Origin of the sequence: Vibrio sp. 2-Bac 85 (assembly GCF_037546705.1) — a bacterium.
Classification (GTDB): domain Bacteria; phylum Pseudomonadota; class Gammaproteobacteria; order Enterobacterales; family Psychromonadaceae; genus Psychromonas.
Genome location: NZ_JALAAB010000031.1, coordinates 1 through 21,585, shown reverse-complemented (window position 1 = coordinate 21,585; position 21,585 = coordinate 1). Strand labels below are relative to the sequence as shown.

The 21,585-nt window shown below is 38.0% G+C and carries 17 protein-coding genes; 6 read left to right on the top strand and 11 right to left on the bottom strand.

Annotated features, from left to right (window positions below):
- Position 1: 1 nt before the first annotated feature.
- Positions 2-148 carry a hypothetical protein gene (locus MT390_RS19395; protein WP_499442842.1) on the top strand — a complete coding sequence of 49 codons (147 nt, stop codon included), beginning with the start codon at positions 2-4 and terminating at the stop codon, positions 146-148.
- Between the two features lie 154 nt (positions 149-302).
- Here the strand turns inward: MT390_RS19395 and MT390_RS19390 are convergent, their stop codons facing one another.
- The 8 genes from MT390_RS19390 to MT390_RS19355 all read right to left on the bottom strand — a co-directional run bounded on the left by MT390_RS19390 (position 303) and on the right by MT390_RS19355 (position 9,087).
- Positions 303-899 carry a sugar O-acetyltransferase gene (locus tag MT390_RS19390; RefSeq protein WP_499442838.1) on the bottom strand — a complete coding sequence of 199 codons (597 nt, stop codon included), beginning with the start codon at positions 897-899 and terminating at the stop codon, positions 303-305.
- Positions 900-1,329: 430 nt separating this feature from the next.
- On the bottom strand, positions 1,330-2,544 hold the full coding sequence (locus MT390_RS19385; RefSeq protein WP_499442836.1) for a hypothetical protein: 1,215 nt from the start codon (positions 2,542-2,544) through the stop codon (positions 1,330-1,332).
- Positions 2,545-2,546: 2 nt separating this feature from the next.
- Entirely contained in the window at positions 2,547-3,686 is a 1,140-nt protein-coding gene (locus MT390_RS19380) for an ATP-grasp domain-containing protein (protein WP_499442834.1), read from the bottom strand.
- Positions 3,674-5,026, bottom strand: coding sequence for a F390 synthetase-related protein (locus tag MT390_RS19375; RefSeq protein ID WP_499442833.1), 1,353 nt, complete (start codon positions 5,024-5,026; stop codon positions 3,674-3,676). Before MT390_RS19375 ends, MT390_RS19380 begins: the two co-directional genes overlap by 13 nt.
- Positions 5,023-5,898: an MBL fold metallo-hydrolase gene (locus MT390_RS19370; protein ID WP_499442832.1), complete on the bottom strand. Its 876-nt coding sequence runs from the start codon at positions 5,896-5,898 to the stop codon at positions 5,023-5,025. The genes MT390_RS19375 and MT390_RS19370 overlap by 4 nt, the downstream gene beginning before the upstream one ends.
- On the bottom strand, positions 5,867-6,937 hold the full coding sequence (locus MT390_RS19365) for an NAD-dependent epimerase/dehydratase family protein (RefSeq protein ID WP_499442830.1): 1,071 nt from the start codon (positions 6,935-6,937) through the stop codon (positions 5,867-5,869). Before MT390_RS19365 ends, MT390_RS19370 begins: the two co-directional genes overlap by 32 nt.
- The gene (locus tag MT390_RS19360; RefSeq protein ID WP_499442828.1) at positions 6,934-8,046 is read right to left on the bottom strand and encodes a 3-oxoacyl-ACP synthase III family protein; all 1,113 of its coding nucleotides are present in this window, start codon (positions 8,044-8,046) and stop codon (positions 6,934-6,936) included. The genes MT390_RS19365 and MT390_RS19360 overlap by 4 nt, the downstream gene beginning before the upstream one ends.
- Before the next feature lie 165 nt (positions 8,047-8,211).
- Entirely contained in the window at positions 8,212-9,087 is an 876-nt protein-coding gene (locus tag MT390_RS19355; RefSeq protein ID WP_499442826.1) for a LysR family transcriptional regulator, read from the bottom strand.
- Positions 9,088-9,330: 243 nt separating this feature from the next.
- Between MT390_RS19355 and MT390_RS19350 the strand changes: the two genes are divergently transcribed.
- Complete coding sequence (locus MT390_RS19350) at positions 9,331-10,746, top strand: MATE family efflux transporter (RefSeq protein WP_499442824.1); 1,416 nt, start codon at positions 9,331-9,333, stop codon at positions 10,744-10,746.
- Positions 10,747-10,862: 116 nt separating this feature from the next.
- Here the strand turns inward: MT390_RS19350 and mdoH are convergent, their stop codons facing one another.
- Both mdoH and MT390_RS19340 read right to left on the bottom strand, forming a co-directional pair.
- Positions 10,863-13,025 carry a glucans biosynthesis glucosyltransferase MdoH gene (gene mdoH / locus MT390_RS19345; protein ID WP_499442823.1) on the bottom strand — a complete coding sequence of 721 codons (2,163 nt, stop codon included), beginning with the start codon at positions 13,023-13,025 and terminating at the stop codon, positions 10,863-10,865.
- Positions 13,013-14,524: an OpgD/OpgG family glucan biosynthesis protein gene (locus MT390_RS19340; protein ID WP_499442840.1), complete on the bottom strand. Its 1,512-nt coding sequence runs from the start codon at positions 14,522-14,524 to the stop codon at positions 13,013-13,015. The genes mdoH and MT390_RS19340 overlap by 13 nt, the downstream gene beginning before the upstream one ends.
- 876 nt (positions 14,525-15,400) lie before the next feature.
- On the opposite strand from MT390_RS19340, the gene MT390_RS19335 reads away from it, so the two are divergent.
- On the top strand, positions 15,401-16,207 hold the full coding sequence (locus tag MT390_RS19335; protein WP_166373252.1) for a Cof-type HAD-IIB family hydrolase: 807 nt from the start codon (positions 15,401-15,403) through the stop codon (positions 16,205-16,207).
- Positions 16,208-16,440: 233 nt separating this feature from the next.
- Here the strand turns inward: MT390_RS19335 and MT390_RS19330 are convergent, their stop codons facing one another.
- On the bottom strand, positions 16,441-18,078 hold the full coding sequence (locus MT390_RS19330) for a cation:proton antiporter domain-containing protein (RefSeq protein WP_499442821.1): 1,638 nt from the start codon (positions 18,076-18,078) through the stop codon (positions 16,441-16,443).
- 390 nt (positions 18,079-18,468) lie between these two features.
- Between MT390_RS19330 and nhaD the strand changes: the two genes are divergently transcribed.
- The 3 genes from nhaD (at position 18,469) to rpmJ (ending at position 21,476) form a co-directional block, all read left to right on the top strand.
- Positions 18,469-19,833, top strand: coding sequence for a sodium:proton antiporter NhaD (gene nhaD, locus MT390_RS19325; protein WP_166373248.1), 1,365 nt, complete (start codon positions 18,469-18,471; stop codon positions 19,831-19,833).
- A 377-nt stretch (positions 19,834-20,210) separates the two neighbouring features.
- Positions 20,211-20,942 (top strand): metal-dependent hydrolase, encoded by a 732-nt coding sequence (locus MT390_RS19320; protein WP_499442819.1) that lies wholly within the window; start codon positions 20,211-20,213, stop codon positions 20,940-20,942.
- 420 nt (positions 20,943-21,362) lie between these two features.
- A complete protein-coding gene (rpmJ, locus tag MT390_RS19315; protein WP_011770886.1) occupies positions 21,363-21,476 on the top strand; it encodes a 50S ribosomal protein L36 in 114 nt (37 codons plus the stop codon).
- Positions 21,477-21,585 lie beyond the last annotated feature (109 nt).

Genomic DNA, 21,585 nt, shown 5'->3' with positions numbered 1-21,585 from the left:
GGTGATCACCAATTCACCAGCACAAGACTTAGCGATTGATAAATCAAAAGTAACGATCCAAGAATTCGCTCAAACACGTGATCAAGTTGCTTACCGTGCAGTCGTTGATGTGGATTACCACTTCACTACACTGAAAACACAAAACTAATTTAACTTATCGTTTTAACTTATAGTTTTGACGATAGGAAAAGGTTCATCACCTAAAATGCCGTTAACTTACATAGTTAGCGGCATTTTTTTTGTGAGTTTGTTTAATGATAAAATAGTTTAATGATAAAATAAGCCTGTGATTCATATTTGCCTTATTCATAGCGGCGATTTTTAAAATAATACTTTTTGTCATGGTCATTGATTTCTCTAAGCACTCGACATGGACTTCCAAGGGCAACAACATTCGCAGGTATATCTTTTGTCACTATGCTGCCTGCGCCAATAACAGTATTTTCACCAATCGTTACACCTGGTAAAACAACCGTATTAGCTCCAATCCAAACATTCGAGCCAATAATAATTGGAATATTAAACTGCGTTGCCTGTTTACGAATATCTGGGTCGATGGGATGCCCCGCCGTTGCTAGGGTAACATTGGGTCCTAACATGACATCATCACCAATATAAATATGAGTATCATCGACTAAGGTTAAATTGAAATTGGCATACACATTGTCACCTAGGTGCGTATGTATTCCCCAATTAGCGTGTAACGGCGGCTCGATATAACAATTATCACCGACCTTTGCAAATATTTTTTGCATCAAATCATTACGTTTCGCCTGTTCTTTTGGTCTTGTTTGGTTAAAATCATATAAAACTTCTAAACACTGTAATTGTTGTTCAGCCAATGTTTGATCGTCATAGCTATAAATCTTTTGACTGTGCATCTTTGATTTAATATCCATTTATCCTGCCCTATTATCCTGACGGATTAAACTATACCCATGCTACCTCAAGATGCAAAGTCAGCAAGGCAAATTGTACCGAGATGCTAGGCATAAAATTGAAGTATAGATATTCTACATAGAGATTTTATAACAATGCAGATTGGTGCAAGTTGCCTTGCCCTTCGGGGCGCAACCTAGAGGTGGCATGGGTATATATTTAAATTAGCATTTTTCAAGCATCCTATTTAGATTATTGAATGCTTTATTTTTGATTGATATTGACTAATTAAGATACTGGTTAATTCAATAAGCGCCATGAAAACTTAATCAATCTAAGTCATCACTGAGGTTAACAGGTAACCACTTTTAAAATCAGTATTAACTATTAAAGTAGTGGTCCGAAAATGGTTTAGGTTATAAAAACGATGAAAAACTATAATCAATGAGCTTAAAGCCCTTGCTTTTCAAGTATTGCACGATAAAAGTGTTGAGTTAACCAAGCAAATATTTTCCATGTATATTGCTTGGGTTTACTTAAATGTTGGCAATACACATAACTATATTCAATACATGCTTTAGCTCTTCGATTGCGTTTAAAGTCAGGAGCGCCAGAACTCATATTAAAATGTAAATCATGGCGTTTAGCGTAATCGATGGTAAATGCCGAAGCTCGGCGATACAGTGCTAATTTCTGAGGTTGCTGAGTATCGTAACCTAATATCGGACAAGTCATATTATTCTCAATGATCACCATGCCAACGGTCGCTAACATCTTTTCTTGATAAAATAATCCATAAAGAGATAACAGCCCAGCTTGTACCGCATTGATAAAATAAGACAAAGTAAATTGTATATTATGCTCGCTGTATTTTTGTAAGTACAACATGTCATAGAGTACTTTTGCTCGTTTTATATCTGACTTTAAGAACAATTTTTTAAATTGCCATTGTGGCTGCTTTAATAATTTCAAATCATGTTTAAGATCTTTGCCTGCAACAACCGCTTGCCAGTCTATATGTAAGTAAACTTGCCGTGTAACAATCGCTAACCAAGCATCTTTTTCACATCGTTCAATAATAGCTGCATGCTGTTGATTATTTAAAGATCGTAATAACAACGCATGCTCATTACTGGTCTGCAAAGCCTGTTTACGTAATGCCGGTAAATCAATATTAGCCCATTGCGCTGAATACATATTCGTTGATAAGCATTGGTTATTTAAGGTTTGAACACTTCCCACATCGGCTAGTTGCAATGGTTTTTCAACACACTTAATGAGCTTATAACTTATCCAGCGTAGTACAGAAAATTGTACTTTAGGAATTTCATCTTTTGCATAACCCGTGATCAAGGTTAATGGCGACACCACATAACTGTTATTTAATGGTGCTCCTTGCTGTTGGTGTTTGCCAGAGATGGATAATGTCGCAGGGATCGTTAACTGTTGCTGTTGATAGCAATAAAATTCAGCCTGTAAATGATCTATTTTATGCCCCTGTAACATCATGCTGAAATAGATTTGATGCCACTGCGAAGCCGTTAATTTATTTATATTTTCGGTTGAATAATTTGCGCTTTTCTCACTTTCACCTGTCTTTTTCTCACTTACCTCTTTATCACCTACTCTCTTATCGGTTATATTTTTATCGCTTAAGCTAGGCATACTCAAACCTCTCCATTCCATTCAATACCTGCCGTGCTTGCAGCCGCTAAGGATTGCTTGTTACGAAACGCTGTTATTATTAGCTCAGCGCCGCTTATTATCTGAGCCCAAGGTTGTAGAGGATATGTTTTATCACTAAGCGCATTTTTAGCCTGAAAAAAATCTCGCCAAGTTTGGGTACTGAATAAAGTGCTAACCCCACCTGCAATCAACATAGTGAAACCAATATATTGTGCTTGTGATGGATTATTGTTAATAGTTACTTTTGGAATGACTGCTTTTTCAATGTTTAAATGTTCAATAGCTAAAAACCGCAGTTCATGTGCGATAAGATGTAATCCACTGGTTGCCCTCGGGTTGCACTCAATCACAAAATACTCTCCATTTTGTTCGATGAAATCAAAGGATAATTGCCCATGAAAGTAAACCTTTTGCGCAAAGGATTTAATAAAGGTGTTGATGGCATGATTTACGACGGGTTGAAAGTAAGTTGCCGCTGAACCGTTAACACAATAAGCAGGACGGTAGACTTGATGAGCAATCAATTTTCCATTATCGAATAAAGCATAATTACAAAGTGCTTGGCCGGTTAATTTTTGTTGTTGTACCCAGGGCCGTGACTCTGAGATATTAAGATTGTGTATCGCGCTGGTTGTTACATCACGAATCACTTGTTCGCCAAATCGGCTAAAGGCAGGTTTTAAAATACTATCCCATTCAAGGTCAATCTGCTCAATTGATGTTAGCTTTTTAGTCTTGGGTAACTGCACGCCACTTAAACCCGATAACATCTCGAAAACAGCAAACTTATCATGTAATTTTAATAATAAATTAGCGTCACTGATCAAACAATTTGTTTGCGCTAATAAATGCTTAAACTGGGCCAGATAGAAGATCTCTTCACAGGTAGGGATCAACATTTGAATTTGATACTTGTCAATTAATGCAATGACTTGCCTTTGATATTGTTCAGGATTTTCTCTTGGAGAGACCGTTTTAGCATAAGCTTTGATTCCGACTAAAAACCGCCCTAAGGGACATTTTGCACAATCAGTCATATACACTTGATGCCCTTGAGACATTAGTAGACGAGCCCATTCAATGGCAACGGGAGCTCTTGCGCCAGTGATCAGGATGCGCATAAATTAACCACTCGACGTTGTTTGTTGGCAGTGTTCCAAGTCGGTTTAAGCGCAAAAGTGAATTCCACAGAGGATAAACCTTGCTGTGTAAAAAGTCCCACCAGCGCAGCCTGTATGGGTCCTTGCATAGAAAGTTCAGCTGCGATTTCAATCTTGTTGTCAGCGACTTGTGAGATTCTATAATCGCAATGTTGTGTTAGCTTTAAACTGATAGCTCGATAGATTAAATCAGGTAATAGCGGTACTTGTTTACCCTGCTTATTGAGTATTAAACAATCACCACAACGTCCTGCAATTGCACCAATGGCTTCAAATACACTAACTGTTTTAGATCCATTTATTAATTGCTCATGATCCTTTAAGTAAACTGTTCCCTTTAAGCAAGCAGGCTCTTTTAAGCTGCCAAGTTTATTTAGACTATCAGACACTTTAATAACATCATCGAGTTGATAACGAATAATCGGTTGAGTGCGTCGACGAAAGTCAGTAATGATTGGGCTGTAATGCGTTTTTTGTTCATTTAACCAATGTTTTTCAATGAACACGATGTCTTCATTCCAACGCATCTGCCCGAATTGATCTGTGCTCCCTAAAAACCCCTCCGTACACTGGTAGACTTCATGTATCGGACATTTAAAGGACTCTTGAATCATTGCTTTATCGGCAGGGGTAAGCACTTCAGCCCCTGAGATAATTCGCGTAGGTTTAATTGGCAGCGCACTGTATTGACCAGTAAATAATGCACAAAGTTGCAATGCTTGTGCACTGCCTATCAGTAAAGTGGGCTGAAATTGATCGAGCTGTTTCATCCATACTGCGATCGGCTGTGTAATATCAATATAACAGAACTGAATCGGGCCTTTATTAATGGTGCTATAAAGTGGGCTATTTGCTCTTAAAACTAAGGCGATACGATGTTTTGTGAGTAGATTTGGTAATAATTTACCCAGTATATTACCCGCCCATATTTGCCTTTCCTGTGAATTGGCTAAAAACAATCCTCGCTGGCCAGAGGTACCGGAAGAAAGCCCCACAGTAATATCGCCAATGCTTGACTGTTTAAATTGACGGCTATTTTCAGCCTCAGTAGCGATCTCAAATAATTGTTGTTGTTTTAATCCACGCGTATTTAACTGATCAAAATGCTTCATCATGATCTGCTTATTGATGATCGGAAACTGATCTAAAGATTGCCCCTGAAAAGTCTCATAATAAGGGGAATGCTGACACACCCAACCAAGGTGCTTTTTTATTTGTTTAGCTTGCCAATGTAGTAATTGTGATCTGTTATTAAAACGCTGATATCTGGCTTTATAAAAGGCATTTAATAATGCAATCATTGCATCCAACCTTTGGCTTTTAACTTATCAATCGTTTCTGCACAATGCGAAGGCACAAACTCAATCTCTTGGTGATAATGCTGATAACAAAGCCTGAGTTGCTGTAATGTATGGCGATATTCACTCATATCATCACACAGGAAATTAGCAATCCAATGTTGGTTTACATTCTCAGCAAGGCTATCAATTAACCAACAGGCATCGGCTAATAAAAACACCCACTGCTGCTCAAGCCGACACAATAGCCCTACTTGTCCAGCGGCATGTCCCGGCAATGCTACTAAATATAAACGCTGATCATTAAATAAGTCACGACACATTAATGATATCTCAGGCGAGACTTGGTCCATTTTCCCAAGTACTTGTGTTATCGGTAACGGAAAATCACCATGAATTTGTAATTGTGGTAACAGCGCAGCCGGTAATAATTTTTTTAAATAACCTTTGCGCACGCCATTAATACGGCCTGATTTTTGTATCGAATCAAGTCCTGCTTGTGTGCAATGAATTCTGGCAGCTTTAAACTCACTGACCGCTGCTATATGGTCGGCATGAAAATGTGATAACACTAGGTGGTTTATCTTATTCAGTTGAATATTTTCAGCTTTTAATTGCTCTGTGATGCAGTCTCCCTGTTTTAATTTACAGGGAGTCACCCAAGCATAAAAACGCTCAGGAAAAGAACGTGTGACATTAAAAAATTGTTCATGGTAGCCAGTATCAAAAAGCACAAATCCTTGTTCTGGATGTTCAATTAAAGCCACCGCAGCGGGAAAAGCACGCGGTGTTAATCCACTGCCAGGTTTCACAACAAAGCCTGGGTGAATACAGTGGCCGCCTTCAAACAGTTTTATTTTTAGTCCAGTCGACATAGCGTTTTATTCCTTCAGTCATACTGACATTAGCCTGATAACCTAACATTTTTTTAGCTTTATCAATATTTAAGGTTTGGTGAAAGTTTAACAACCCTGCACTATAAATCGTGATCTTAGGCTCTGGTTGATGAGGTAAATATCGACACAGCTTTTCATTTAAGGCAATCACAGGTGCACATAATGCATAAGGTAAGGTTGTTAATGTCAGTGGTTTTGTTTGGTCTTGTTGCAATGCCGATAGTAACTGTTTTAAGACCAAGTTAACTGGCATTGGTTGATCATTACTAATATTAAAAATACTGCCATTTTCTAGTTTTGGTGCTTTTAAACAGGCTAATAAAGCGGCATCGGCGACATTATCGACATAGGTTAAATCCAATACCGGATTTTTTGCCGAAGATAGAAACAAGCGATGGCCTCGCATCGCCTTTAATAATCTTGGTACAATTGCCCTGTCATTCGGTCCAAATATGCCACGCGGTCTTAGTATCACAGTATTAATGACATTTTTTTGTTGAGCTGCAGTGGTTAATACAACTTGTTCTGCTAAATATTTGGTTTCGGTGTAATCACTACAAAAGTGTTCCGCTACATTATCTTGCTCACTGATCAGCCAACGGTCGGTAAAATCAAAATACACACTGGTCGTTGAAACATGCACAAAGCGAGTCACCTTATATTGTTTTGCTAGATTCAATAGATTTTCAGTTGCAACTACATTCGCTTGATAAAACTGCTCATAACTTCCCCAAGGACTAGAAAAAGCGGCACAATGAATAATGGCATCAAAAACCGGCATTTCCTGACCACCAGCGGATTCAAAAACCTTAGCTAATGCTTGGCCATCACTTAAATCAACAATATGCCCCGTTACCGGGTATTTATCGGTTAATTGCTTAACTATTTTTTTATCTCGTCCGATAAAATGTAATTGATGCTGCTGATGGTATAAGCGAATAATGGCACTACCTAACATGCCCGTACCACCGGTGATCAATATCTTGAGCGATATTTTATTGATAGTATCGGCACTCATAATGTTAATAACCCCATGCCTAATGACAACCCTGCCGCCGTACCAAATAGTAATACTGTTTTGGTGGCTGATGTTTTAGGCTCTGATGATTTTGTAGGTCTAGATGATGTTGTCGGTTTTAATGTTGTTTTAGATGTTAATAGTTTGTCGGAAGCAGGATTCGACTGTTTTGTTTGCTCTCTATCAAGGGCTATTTGTTGTCGTAAAAAATGCAAATTAATAGGTAATGAAGCAGCAATTTGATTGCCTAATTGCGCCACATTATTAACCACTTTATGGTCTGCAAAACCAATGATACGCGGTAATTTATTAATCGCACGATGGCTTGCTTGATGTGGTAATACATAATCAATGTGTTGTTTATTCACTTCAGCGCGTTGTAATCCCTTTTCTAAAAAGGTGGGCACTGCTTTCACCATTTCCCTAAATAATGCTTTGCCATTCATATCAAACTGACTCGCCGTTAACAAGTCAGCATGTGCAGTCGTGTGTGGGTTAATGGCACTGCCTCCGCCTTTTACTTGGCAAAGCTCATAACCTTGATGGTGAGTCTCAAATAATGCGCCTGTAAAACCGCTTGCAAGCGGATCAGCCTGTAACACATAAGCTGCGGCACCATCGGAAAATAGTGTAGCCACTTCAAACGAGGCGGGTGTCGTTTTGTTCAATGTAATACCCGTACCACACTCACTGCTAACAATAACAATACGTCGATGGCGCTTAGCAAGAAAGAGACACTGCGCATAGTCTAATGCAGATAAAAATGACAAACAGGAGCTGTTAATATCAACGCTAGTTAAATGGGCTGGTGCTTTTAAATAGGCTAAAACGGCTGCCGCATCATAGGGCAAAGTTTGATGGTGTGTTGCACTGGCATAAATAATAAAATCAATATCCTGTATACGCATACAAGCATTTTTTAATGCACCAATAATCGCTTCACCCGCCATCATAATAGCGGTTTCATGAGATGCGGCAATATAACGTTTTTCAACACCATATTTGCGTTGACTTGTCCCCAATTTTAAACCTAAATGGCGATCAAAATCTTCACCATTCCAAGTTTGTTGTGGTAGATAAATATCACTACCCATAATATTAAATGCCATATCACCCTTAACTATCAGCCGTTACTTTAACTAAAATTAAAACCCAAACCAAAACCAAAGCTAAAACCAAAGTTAAATCCAAATGAATAAATATAACCAATTGATTTATTATTAACTATTTTCATAGTTACTCTAATCGAGATTGTTTTGTGTTTAGTCAGCTATTTATTTAAATAGTTTTTTAATTGCTGTGATCATCCAACTCATGATTGGGCCTTTTCCTTTATCAAGCCGCTTGACGATCCCCATTTCTACAGTTAATGAATCGGGAATATGTTGCGATGATAATTTAACTAACTTACCCGTATTCCACTGATCGTTAACTATATGTTCAGGCACCAATGCCCAACCAATACCATTCCCGACTAAACCACTAATATGATAATAACTATCCACATACCAATGCTGCACTGAAATTGACTTTTCAGGTTTCCCTCCGAGACGATTACGGATCACCAATTGTCGGTATTGATTTAATTGCGCATGAGTAGGTACGGGTACCTTCGCTAAAGGATGGTCAACAGACACTACCAAAGCGTGTTTGAATTGGCTAATAATCTCTAACTCCAAATCATAACTCAGCGATTTTAAGTGGAATAAAATACCAAAGTCTGCGGTTTTATCTTCAATCCATTTAGCAATATCATCTTGAGAACCATTGATAATAGTTAACTTTAATAACGGGAATCGTTGACTCACCTCACCAAAAAATGAGTCAAGACTAAGAATAGGAACGGCTTCATCAATGGCTATTGTTAATGCTAACTCTTCACCATCACTAGCTGTTAAAGCCCGAGATTGTAATCGTTGGCATTGAGATAAAACGGCTTGCGCCTCAATGTACATCTCCTCTCCTAATGGCGTTAATACCGGTAAACGCGCATCACGGTTAAATAACTCAAACCCAAGGTCTGCTTCTAGGTTTGCAATGGCCGTACTCACACGTGACTGCGCTTTTCCGAGTTTACGCGCCGCAGCAGAAAATGAGCCCTGCTGCACTGAAAGCACAAATGCATCGAGCTGATCTAAGGTCCAATTCATATTTACCTTTCAATATTTAAGTATTCAAGAAACCAAGTATTCAAGAAACAATGTATCCGATTAACGGATAGATATTAACTTTCACCAATCTAATTAACAAGCATAATAACGCCACTAAAAACGTTCACATATTTCAAATAACGTACCTAGACAAAAAGTAGCTTGCGGATAACAACTTTTTATCCAAGTGCAGCCCAATCGTTTTCAAATAAAGATATTAGCCAGATAAAAATAGAGAATAAAATGCAAAACCAAAGTATCGATTTTCCACAATCAGTGCCACCGCTTAGCTATGAAAATAAACACTTAAGCTCAACAAGGTCAATCACAACTGATGAATCAATCAGTAAAGTTTTTTGGCGCTATGCGATCCCTTCCGTTGCGGCGATGGTGGTGAATGGTTTATATCAAGTGATAGATGGCATTTTTGTTGGTCATTATGTTGGTTTTGAAGGTTTAGCTGGCATTAATATGACGATGCCAATAATGGGCGTCATTATTGGTTTAGGGTTAATGATAGGTATGGGTGGCGGAAGCTTGATCTCCATTTATCGTGGTCAAGGTGCTGCGCATAAAGCTAATGCGATATTGATTAATAGCCTCTATTTGATCGTGCTTTTTGCAGGGTTATCGACGCTATTAATCAGCAATTTTGGTGGCGTATTACTAAACCTACAGGGTGCGGCAGGTAATACATTGTCACACAGTATGAATTACCTCAGTATATTTTCTTGGGGTGCTGGTTTCGCCATCTCTGCTGCCGTTATTCCGATGCTTATCCGTAATGACAATAGCCCAAACTTTGCGACGGGTTTAATGGTTTTTGGCGCACTGGTTAATATTGTGCTGGATTACCTTTTAATTGGCGTTTATTCCATGGGGTTACAGGGAGCAGCCATTGCAACTGTCATTGCACAATGCTTAGTTTTTAGTGTCGGGATGATTTATTTTTTCTCATCTAAGGCTCAGACTAAGCTAACTCTGAAAGGATTGAATTTCAAAAGTAGCGTAGCCATTAAAATCATTAAACTAGGTGCATCAAGCCTATTTATGTTCCTTTATTTTGGTTTAGTCATTGCATTACATAATAAATTATTAATGGTTTATGGTTCGCCGGTTAGTGTCGCTGCATTTGCTATTATTGGTTACATTGCCACATTATATTATGTAACCGCAGAGGGAATTGCTAACGGTATGCAACCACCCGTCAGCTTTTATTTCGGAGCTAAACAAGCAGAAAAGATCCAAGCCACCGTCATATTGGCTTTAAAAATAGTGGTCTATTCGGGTATTGCGATAGTGGTAATATTGAATATTTTTCCTGACTTTTTTATTGGCTTATTCAGTCAAGCAGATATTGAATTAGCAATTGAAACGCAACAAGGTTTACGTTTGCACCTTTTTGCGCTGTGCTTAGATGGCTTTTTGTTTATAGCTACCGTTTATTGTATGTCGGTCAATCAAGGTGCTAAAGCATTATCAATTTCGATAGGTAACATTGTGCTGCAATTGCCTTTTTTATACTTATTACCGCAATGGTTAGGAATCGATGGTGTTTGGTTATCACTGCCTCTTTCTAATGTGTTGTTAACTTTGATTGTTGTTCCAATGTTATGGCGAGATATGCAAAAAATGAGTAAACCTACTTTACAAAACTAAAGGGCATAAATCTAAAGCCTGTTATGCCCTTTACTTATTACAGAAGCTTTACCTATTAAATAAAGCAGTGCTCAGCAATAATTAGATTGCTGAGCACTGCTTTACCTCCCCCCCTATCACTCAGCAGGTAAACGTGATAACGCCTTGAATAGCTCCGGAGTTGCTAGTACAAGTGCTTGTTCTTGTTTAGTTAAATAACTAACCGCTTCACTAATTGTTGTCGCTTCATTGATCTTCATGTTTGCAGTGGCTTCAATAGAACTAACTTGTCCAAGAGGACGCGGCGGAACAGGATCAATAAACGCTAAATGGAGTGCGTGCCAATGTGGATCACTGACTAATTCCACTAAATCAGGGCAAACCTTTATAGATTCTTCATAAATAAGTGAAATATCATCCATCGATTGACGAATAGCCGGCCTTTTAGTTTCATCAGGCGTACGTAGCAAGTGCAGTTTTTTTAGCAATGCGCCTAACCTCCAAGATCCCGTTAACATAGATAAAGGTACTGACAGTAACATGCCAGCAATCGCAGGTGACAACCACGCTAATAATGCTAAAGAATTGAAATAAGCTGCTACGGTTAAAAATACACCAAACGTCATATGCCAACGATGTCGGTATATTAAGTATTTAATCGGCAAGCTACCATCGCCACGACGTTGCGGGTTCCAGCCTGAATCTTGTCCAATTAAAATCGACATAACCGCACCACTATGAATCAACATCATAATAGGAGCGATCAATGCTGACATGATCACTTCAAGGATAAAACTAAACGTTAATACAATAAAACCACCAGCACGCTTCCTTGATTTTGCATCGACAAGGTATGAAATAAAGCCCAGCGTTTTAGGCGTAAATAAAATAACCATGGTAAAAATAAATAAACTCAATGCACGCGCAGCATCCATTGTTGGCCAAGATGGAAAGAATGAAAATTCATTCGCAAAATATTCGGGTCGAATATATTCAGCTTGTAAAGAAAGCCCTAACCCCACCATGATCAGCAACAGCCATAATGGTGAAGCTAAATAAGACATCACTCCCGTCAATAGATGCATGCGACTCACCCAATGCAGACCTTTTGCTGTAATAACACGACTATGCTGAAGATTACCCTGGCACCATCGACGGTCTCGAATAGCAAGATCAGTCATAGATGGAGGACACTCTTCATAGGAACCACCGAGATCCGACGCAATAATAACACTCCAACCAGCACGTCGAATTAAGGCCGCTTCCACAAAATCATGGCTAAGAATATGTCCACCAAAAGGAGGAGGTCCTTTAAGGTCTGGCAACCCCGCAGCAGACATAAACGCTTCGCGACGAATAATTGCATTATGCCCCCAAAAATTACCTTCTTTATCCGTCCACCAAGCAAGGCCAGTACCGACCACAGGACCATACACACAGGTTGCAAACTGCTGTAATCTCGCCATCAACGTGGTGCCATTAATTAACTGAGGAATAGTTTGAATTAAACCGGTATCAGGATCTGCTTCCATACGACGCGCCAACTCTACTATGGTATCGGCTTCCATTAAGCTATCGGCATCTAAAACTAATAAATGCGCATAATTACTGCCCCAGCGACGACAAAAATCACCGACATTCCCCGCTTTTCTTGCGCTATTTTTAGGGCGGCGGCGATAATAAACATTAACCGTTTTACCAATACGTTGACGCAGTAAATGAAATCCCGCTTCTTCAGCTAAAATAATATCGGGGTCAGTGCTATCACTAATAACAAACCAATCAAAGGCGTTGCCCTCTCCAAGGTTACCGATAGCAGATGCCATGACTTCAATAGAAGCAAATATTTGATCAGGCGCTTCGTTATAAGTAGGCATTAACACGGCAGTTCGACTCATCAACTTAGTACTTAAAGGCTCAGGAACCGATCGCCTGTGAGCAAGCACTAAAAAGAACCCCACTATCGAACCACTAAACGCAACGGTGATCCAACTAAACGTTAAACCAAATAACAACAGGAATAAATACTGAACAAAGGTCGCCTGTTCAATTGTCAGTACCGAGCGCATTTCATTAATGCCCCATACAGATAACAATAAAGCAGAACCTAATACTAACCAGCGTCGCCATGCATGGGAACGGCAACCATTTTCATTAATTGGCGAGTGTTTATGTTTAACGTTAAAAGATCCTAAAGATTGAGCTGCCATATCACCGATATTTTCATCGGGCATACCCTGCTTAATATCAAATGTACTAGGTTGAGGTTCGGCGACTTTTGCAGAGCTTAATTTGTCCATTGATACATCCATGTTTCGGCTTTACGACCATCGGAAAACTGTAAGTCTAAGCGCAGCTCAATCAACTCAACATCCAAGGGATCTAATTCAAAAGTAACGCGGTAGCCATTATTATGTGGATTGTCAGTTACGACGATATTATGAACCTCACCAGCAGAATTTTTTATAGCTGCTTTAGGCGTTTGTTGATTATCATTATTAGCGGGATTAGGGAACGTATAATCAATAACAAACAAGCGTTTTGGTGTGGGTCCATTAATGCCTGCACGGCCACTTTTTGTAGATTCGACGATCGCTTCGCCTTGTTCAACGGTGGGCTTTTTACCCCAGAATAATCGATACGAAAATTGATACTCAGAACCAGCGGGAATAACGTCACTAGGAGACCAATAAGCCACAATATTGTCATTGATTTCAGACTCGGTTGGAATTTCTACCAACACAACCGCCCCCTTCCCCCAATTACCCACAGGCTCTACCCATAAACTTGGACGACGCTCGTAATGTGCTTCTAAATCTTGAAAATTATTAAAATCACGGTCACGCTGAACTAAACCAAAACCTAAGGGCGCATTATCTGCAAAAGCACTAATTTGTAGGTTGGTAGGGTTTCGTAACGGGCGCCATAGACGTTCACCACGGCCATTAAGAATTAATAATCCATCGGAATCATGAACACGTGGACGAAAATCATCGACGTTTTCTCGTCCATAAGAAGAGAACATAAACATGCTTGTTTCAGCGGCTAAACCTACTTTATCTAAATCAACTCGCGGAAAAAGTGTTGCTTCAATGTCCATCACAGTATTGTCACCTGGGCGAATGGTAAATCGGTAGGCACCTGTTGTACTCGGACTATCTAACAGTGCATAGACAACAATTGACGTACTCTCAATTGAAGGTTTTTCAATCCAAAAGGCACGAAAACTAGGAAACTCCTCACCTTCAGGGTCCGCAGTTTTTAACGCCAAACCACGAGATGATAATCCATAGGCTTGGCTCTTGCCTAAAGATCTGAAATAACTGCCTCCCTGAAAAACTGCCAATTCATCAAAGTAGTCAGCATTATTCAACGGATTATGAAGACGCAATCCGGCAAACCCAATATCCCCCGTTGGTAATGGCTTTTGCATCACTTTCCCCGTCGTAAACATACTAGGGTCATAACGTAAATGAGTCGATTTACCGTCATCTACAATCGCTATTTCAACGGTTTCTTTAAAGTAAAACCCTCGATGAAAAAGTTGCATTTGAAATGGCAACTCACTATTAGACCAAATAGAAGAGGCAGGATTGAAGCGAATATCTCTATACTCGTCGTAATTCAACTCTTGCAAACTGGCAGGTAGAGTAAGGTCAGGTTCTTGGTAAGGTACTTTAGCTAATTTACGCGCAATCCCTGCAACAGTATTACGGTCAAATTTACCGTTAACTGTATAAAGTGGTTTAGCTGAATCCACCTCTTTTGATGGTTCTGTTTGCGCAGCTAAGGAAACCATTGAAAACGATAAACTGGGTAACAAAACACTTATTACACTTAGTTTTTTCCAAAAATTAAAACGTAAAGACTTATATAATAATGACATATATTTAAACTCTTAAGTTATGGGTAAAAGCACTGTCTGTTCAGGTTTAACAGGTACTCTAGTTAAGTCGAAGGGTCACTAATTAGCGATGGCTGAAAAGACAACCAGCTAAGTAGGTAAAATCTTATTAAATTTTAAAATACAACATGAAAGCCTATGATTTTATTTGATTTATCTTTCAAATTTCTTATCCGGATTTATGTTTAAAGGTAATAAATAAATGCTAATACAGTAAAAGTTAAGCTAACTTCTATTGATTAAAAAACTACCTATTAAGTGGATGTGTAATCAACAAATTCACAAGGGTTAAGTTGATAAAACAATGACTTTCATAACTATCGACTACGAAAGAAACTATAAGTTCTAAAATAATCATCAAATACAGTCCGCAAAAATAAACATCACTATCAGCCGTTATTAAGCTTCAATGTATTGGCTTGTTTGTAATACCCCTCCTGCCATCAATAAATCCAAGCAATTAAACTAAGTAGTTAAATTAAGTAGTTAAACCATGCAATTAAACAGGTGGGAAAATAAAAGCCTCTAAACCCTAGTACGGTCATTTTATTGAAGTGTCACAATCAATTTTATTTACGAAATAAGCTATCAGTTATGATGAAAATCACCATAACGATTACCTTAATAATGACTTTAAAATCACCTTTACAAGGCAGAAATTAAAGAATTTCAGGATCAAAGAGGTAGAAGAGCAGATGACATTTGTAAGTTGCATTTTTCGGTAATAAGGTTGAGTATATTAATCACTTACCAATCAAATAGAGAATGTATATGTATCAAATTGTTGCATCAGATCTCGATGGCACTTTATTGACATCGGAACACCAAATTACCACTTATACCAAACAGATCCTCACGCAATTACATCAACAGGGAAAATCCTTTATATTTGCTACCGGCCGCCATCATGTAGATGTTGCAGCCATGCGTAAGCAAGTGGGTATTCCGGCTTTTATGATCACCTCTAACGGCGCGCGTGTTCATGACAGTGAAAATACCCTCATTTTTCAACAAAACATTGCAGCAGATACAATACAAAGCATCATGAAAATATTGGCGGCGGATAAAGCACTGCAAGCTAACTTATATCAAAATGATGATTGGTTAGTGAGCAGAGAAGATTTTTACGATACTAGTAACGAAGCGCATTTTTCTTATAAAGTATTTGATATCAACAACCCACCTGTAGAAGGTGTTGCAAAGATCTTCATCAAGCACGAACAAAAAGACCACGACAAACTAGCCTTATTAGAAACTCAACTAAATGCTAAGTTTGCGGATAAAGTGCATATCACCTTCTCTTCTCCAAACTGTCTGGAAATTATGGATAAAGGTGTTTCTAAAGGCCATGCATTGCAAGCGATAGCTAAAATGAAAGGTTATGAATTAAAGGACTGTATTGCCTTTGGTGATGGAATGAATGATTTTGAAATGCTATCGATGGCAGGCAAAGGTTTAATTATGGAAACTGCACACCATAAAGTTAAAGAAGCGTTACCAAACCTAGAAGTGATTGGTCGAAGTGATGATGAAGCGGTCGCAAATTATCTTGCAAAGAATTTGTTAATACAGCAATAAGCAGTTATGCAGAATTATTTACAGGGTCTTACAGCCCTCAGTAAATAACCTTTCTCAGTCACTGAGCAGAACAAAAACAAGTTTACGGCAAATGGAATTGCAGCAAACTTGCTTGTAAATAGATTTTTTAACTAGACCTTCTAGCAAGGCCTTCTAACCACACCCAGTAGTTAAAACTTCTGACAATCCCTTATAAAGTCATTTAACAATGTTATAAGAATGGTCAACTAGCCTTATTGTGCAGTTGCAGTCATTGACGATGGGAGTTCTTTAATCTGTTGACTTTGTTTTACTAACAGCATCGCCGTTTCGTGTTGTGCATGCACAAATGAGCTAATAGCAAGATCCGATAACTCTTCTTTATCATCTAATGAGTTAATCTTCACAATCAGATTTGCTTGCGGGTGATATTCCAATACGGATTCGCAAATAATTTTGATATTTCTAATCGAGTTTACCGTCAAGATAACACTAGAAGACAGCTCGACTTTGAGCGATTCTAATACGGGTTGCTTGTCTAAATGACCAAAATACGCTTGATAACCTCTTTTTCTAGCTACTAAAACATGCTGTAAGTTATCGGAAATGATCAAGAAACTTTGGTTTTTAGCGTGTAACTCTTTAGCCACAATTCGCCCTAAGGTATCAAAACCACAAATAATCGTATGTTGCTCAATAGTAACCGGCGTAATTTTATCCGCCTCAAAAAACTCAGTGACAAACAAAGCTGACAGCTTGTAGATGTTATTGACCATAAATGGCGTGATAATCATCGACAATACAGTAACCAGAATAAGAAAACCGCCTAATTCTTGTGATAATAGGTTTTGGCTAGTGGCTAATGCAAAAATAGCAAAAGAGAATTCTCCGACCTGACAAAGCGCTAATGCCGACTTTATCGAGTCACTTTTGTTCGATTCTTGTCTTATCAAAAAATACACAACGGTGGCTTTAACCAACATTGCGGATACAAGAACACCTGCTACTAAATGTAAATGAGTTAAAAAATACATCACATCTATTTTGGTGCCAATAGAAAAGAAAAATGCGCCTAGTAGAAGATCTTTATAGGAAGCAATATCAGACTCAACTTTCACATGAAAGTGACTTTCTGCAATGATCATACCTGCAATAAAAGCACCTAAAGAGTAAGTGAATCCCATTTCATGAGCAAGTAACGAAGCACCTAATACAATGGTTAACACAGAACCGAGGAACATCTCTTCCATGCGAGCACGGCTTGAAAAGTGTAATAGCCATTCAATGATTTTTTTGCCTAAAGTAAACATAAATGCGATCACTAAACAGGCATAAGCAGCTGTTTTTAACAAGACATCGCCAACTGACAACCCTTCTTTTGCTAGAAACCCAATCAACAACAATATAGGGATAACCGCTAAGTCCTGGAAGATTAAAATCGCCACTGACTTTTCACCATAAGGTGTGACAATATCTTTGGATTTTTTAAGGTATGTCACCACAATGGCAGTGGATGACAAACTAAAGGCTAAAGCAATAATAATTGCTGAAGTGGTATCAAGTTTAACTAAGTAAAAAGCGATTAAAAAGGTGATCGCAGAGCTGGCGACCACTTGTACAAAACCATTCAAAAAAATAATTTTTCTCAACTTCTTTAGTTTAGAAAAAGACATCTCTAAACCAATGGTAAACATCAAAAAGACGATACCAAACTCACCAATCAACTCTAGTGATGAAAGATCAGCATGACCATTAAAATCAAAAATATTACTGATGATTGTGCCAGTGATGATGTAACCCACTATGTGTGAAATAGCGAATTTAGTTAGCACAATATTAATAATGCTAGCGATGGCTAAAGAGATAGCGATGATGATAAGAATCGAGTCCATGAAGGGCCTTAAGTGACAGTCCGAGTTATCACAATATATAACGTAGATCACATTTTACAAACAATTTTTTAACAATAAAAAAGCCCATATTAGTGATTTTTAAAAAATTGATAAAACAAGTCAGCTTTTATTAACAACAGCTTATTAACGATGATTAAAAAATATTCAGTCCTAATTCTGTCAATATCAGCAAACATAAGCACTTATACAAAAGAGTTATTTTCTAAATCATCATACAAATGAACAATAAATTGACCGAAGATAAGGTTTTGAACAAAAAAGCGATTAAACTTTTAAGCTTCAGATTAATAACGTAAAAAAACCTTTCTTAAAATTTGTCCAGATAATAATAAAAATTGATGAGTGCTTGCACTATTTAAAGGAGATAAAATGACAACGAAAATAGAAGGCGTAGAAGGTGTAGTTCATGCCGTTGATTTAGCGGTTAGACCATTTGGTTGGCTATTATTAACCATCTTCGTCGTAGGATATTACTTTATTGCAGCCGAAGAAAAGTATCATATCAACAAAGCAAAACCCGCACTGTTTACTGGTACATTCATGTTTATGTTACTCGGTGGATACTACGCAGTTAACGGGCTCGATTTCAGAGCATTTGATACTGAAATTGCACACTTAATATTAGAAATTGCAGAGATTTTCTTTTTCTTATTTGTAGCAATGACCTTCATCGAAGCGCTGATTGAAAGAAATGTATTTGATGCATTAAAAGAAAAACTGCTTAAATCTGGTTTTAGCTATCAGAAACTGTTCTGGGTAACCGGCTTTTTAGCCTTCTTTATCTCACCAGTAGCCGATAACTTAACAACTGCCCTTATTCTCTCCACCGTGTTAATTACCATAGAAAAAGATAACAAAGCCTTTCTTGTGCCAGCGGCTATCAATATCGTTGTTGCTGCTAATGCAGGCGGTGCATGGTCACCATTTGGTGATATTACAACCTTAATGGCATGGTCAGCAGGTAAAGGTTCATTCATTGACTTCTTATTCCTCTTTCCTGCATCTATTACTGGTTGGGCTGTTACCGCTTTCTTACTTTCTCGCTTTGTGCCTAAGGGTCGTCCTGCCAAAGTTGAAGGTGCAGAACCCATTAAAATTCACAAGGGTGGTAAAGTGATTGTTGGCCTTGGTATTTTCACTATTGCGTCAGCAGTATTAGGAAAGCAATTGATGCATTTACCTCCAATGTGGGGCATGTTATTTGGCCTTTCATTATTACAGCTTTATGCATACACACTAAAAAAATACCATAACAATGACATTCAAATTTATAAGTCTGTTTCAAAAGTTGAAAATGACACGCTACTTTTTTTCTTTGGTATTCTGGCCGCCGTTGGCGCACTTCACTTTGCAGGTTTCTTAAATCATGCTGCAAAACTTTATACTATGTTTGATCCTATGTACGTCAATGTTGGTGTCGGTTTCTTATCTGCCATTGTTGATAACGTACCTGTCATGTCAGCGGTATTAAAATCATCACCGGATATTCCGTTAGCACAATGGATGCTAGTAACATTAACGGCAGGTGTCGGCGGCAGTATGATCTCATTTGGCTCTGCAGCAGGTGTTGGTGTGATGGGTAAATTAAAAGGCGTTTATACTTTTAGTGCGCACATGAAATATTCTTGGACTATCCTCGTTGGATATTTTACTTCAGTGATTGTTTGGTACTTACAGTTTGAAGTACTTGGTTTGTATATAAAACCCGCTATACATGCTGCTTCAGGGCACTAGTTCGCTCTATAAATAAGTGATAAGCAAATAAGTACTTATTAAAATCCAATATGTCCTCTGCTGAGAACATGTTGGTTCATTCACAAAGCTATTTATTCGCCTATCCATTTACTCGCATTCCGATCTACTCACGGCTGAACTAGCGACTCAACTTTATCCCACACAGCCACCTAACCAATTAGCCTATTTGAGTTATCATCTCGATTTCGATTACAACTATAGCTGTAACTAAAGCTAAAACGATTGATCAAAGTATCTTCTTTATAGCTGTTAATAAATTGCAACCTATTAATATTCAGACATTTAAGATGATTTTCCATTCTTAAATGTAATGTGAGTTGCTAGAATGCCCTCAAACTATTCTAGAGAAGAAAATAATGGCTAATTTCAATACGCATTTTAATGTTGCAGCAATTAGTACCGGTCTCGGTGCAGCAGCGCTTTTATCCGCTGATCATATCAACCTTAATACAGCTCTTGGCCTTTGGTTTTTAGGCACAATAGGCGGGCTATTACCAGACATTGATTCTGACAACTCAACATCGTTGGATATTATTTTTAACTTGTTTGCATTCAGTGCCGTCTTAATCGTACTCAGGTACGTGAGCAGTGACATGATCAGCTTTGTTGAGTTTGAACAATTAAGTTTAATCGAACTTATTGCAATACCATTAGTGGTGTACGCAGTGATGCGCTACTTAGTCAGACCTATTTTTGAAAAAATAACCGTGCACAGAGGAAGTTGCCATTCACTGTCATTTGTTCTTTTAATTGCACTGTTTACAACGCAAATTATATGGCGGTTAGCGCCACAAACATCAGAACAATCAGTATTCATTGCTTGGTTGGCTGGCGGCTTTGTATTCCTAGGAGGAGTCATTCATCTAACATTAGACGAGCTGTATAGCGTAGATTTAAGTAATGTCACCATTAAACGCTCTTTTGGATCGGCACTAAAGCTTGCTGATTTTAAAAACAAAAGCTTAACATTATTAAAGGTACTTTCGATTATAGCATTAGTCTATACAGCCCCTTCTCCCGACCAAACCATCAATGCATTAAGCGACTGGTCAAAGCTAAAATTAAGCCCCTATTCTACAGTTTCATGATAATTTCAGCCGGTAAATAAGCCTGTCAACTACAGCTAATTAGCTAAAATACAGTAGCAATACTTAATAATATTTAGAGACTTTGTATTTAAATAAATTTTGAAGAATGAACATAGCGTTTTGTGTTAAGTAATTAATGATGTTCAGTACTAAAAGATTCAACAATAACGTTATCTAAATGTTATTAGCTTAATAAAACATGTGTTATGGCTATAAAAAAGAAAATTATACTTAATTTATATTCAGAATAATGCTAGATACCTAATTTATACCTCGAATAAATCCTTACTATTTGCTATATTCCGCGGCTAGCGATTATTTATAATTATTTAAGCTACTTTCATAAGCTGTTTTTACTATACGGTTTAAGCACTTAATTAAATTTAATCGTTTTATGAATCTATATTTCGGAGTTGTAAAATGAAAGTTCGTGCATCCGTTAAAAAAATCTGTCGTAACTGTAAAGTTATCAAACGCCACGGTGTGGTGCGAGTTATCTGCGTAGAGCCAAAGCATAAACAACGCCAAGGCTAATTAAGATTTGGATATTTTAAGTTACTAGTTTTATAAACTAATAACTCATTTTTTATAATCATCATTTGTAGAGCATCCTTTCGGGCTTTTCGCAAATGAATCGTTAACT

What these genes read in the sequence shown, in the direction of transcription:
- MT390_RS19390 (WP_499442838.1), bottom strand. Translation starts at nt 899, where the DNA reads ATGGATATTAAATCAAAGATGCACAGTCAAAAGATTTATAGCTATGAC.
- MT390_RS19385 (WP_499442836.1), bottom strand. Translation starts at nt 2,544, where the DNA reads ATGCCTAGCTTAAGCGATAAAAATATAACCGATAAGAGAGTAGGTGAT.
- MT390_RS19380 (WP_499442834.1), bottom strand. Translation starts at nt 3,686, where the DNA reads ATGCGCATCCTGATCACTGGCGCAAGAGCTCCCGTTGCCATTGAATGG.
- MT390_RS19375 (WP_499442833.1), bottom strand. Translation starts at nt 5,026, where the DNA reads ATGATTGCATTATTAAATGCCTTTTATAAAGCCAGATATCAGCGTTTT.
- MT390_RS19370 (WP_499442832.1), bottom strand. Translation starts at nt 5,898, where the DNA reads ATGTCGACTGGACTAAAAATAAAACTGTTTGAAGGCGGCCACTGTATT.
- MT390_RS19365 (WP_499442830.1), bottom strand. Translation starts at nt 6,937, where the DNA reads ATGAGTGCCGATACTATCAATAAAATATCGCTCAAGATATTGATCACC.
- MT390_RS19360 (WP_499442828.1), bottom strand. Translation starts at nt 8,046, where the DNA reads ATGGCATTTAATATTATGGGTAGTGATATTTATCTACCACAACAAACT.
- MT390_RS19355 (WP_499442826.1), bottom strand. Translation starts at nt 9,087, where the DNA reads ATGAATTGGACCTTAGATCAGCTCGATGCATTTGTGCTTTCAGTGCAG.
- MT390_RS19350 (WP_499442824.1), top strand. Translation starts at nt 9,331, where the DNA reads ATGCAAAACCAAAGTATCGATTTTCCACAATCAGTGCCACCGCTTAGC.
- mdoH (WP_499442823.1), bottom strand. Translation starts at nt 13,025, where the DNA reads ATGGACAAATTAAGCTCTGCAAAAGTCGCCGAACCTCAACCTAGTACA.
- MT390_RS19340 (WP_499442840.1), bottom strand. Translation starts at nt 14,524, where the DNA reads ATGGTTTCCTTAGCTGCGCAAACAGAACCATCAAAAGAGGTGGATTCA.
- MT390_RS19335 (WP_166373252.1), top strand. Translation starts at nt 15,401, where the DNA reads ATGTATCAAATTGTTGCATCAGATCTCGATGGCACTTTATTGACATCG.
- MT390_RS19330 (WP_499442821.1), bottom strand. Translation starts at nt 18,078, where the DNA reads ATGGACTCGATTCTTATCATCATCGCTATCTCTTTAGCCATCGCTAGC.
- nhaD (WP_166373248.1), top strand. Translation starts at nt 18,469, where the DNA reads ATGACAACGAAAATAGAAGGCGTAGAAGGTGTAGTTCATGCCGTTGAT.
- MT390_RS19320 (WP_499442819.1), top strand. Translation starts at nt 20,211, where the DNA reads ATGGCTAATTTCAATACGCATTTTAATGTTGCAGCAATTAGTACCGGT.
- rpmJ (WP_011770886.1), top strand. Translation starts at nt 21,363, where the DNA reads ATGAAAGTTCGTGCATCCGTTAAAAAAATCTGTCGTAACTGTAAAGTT.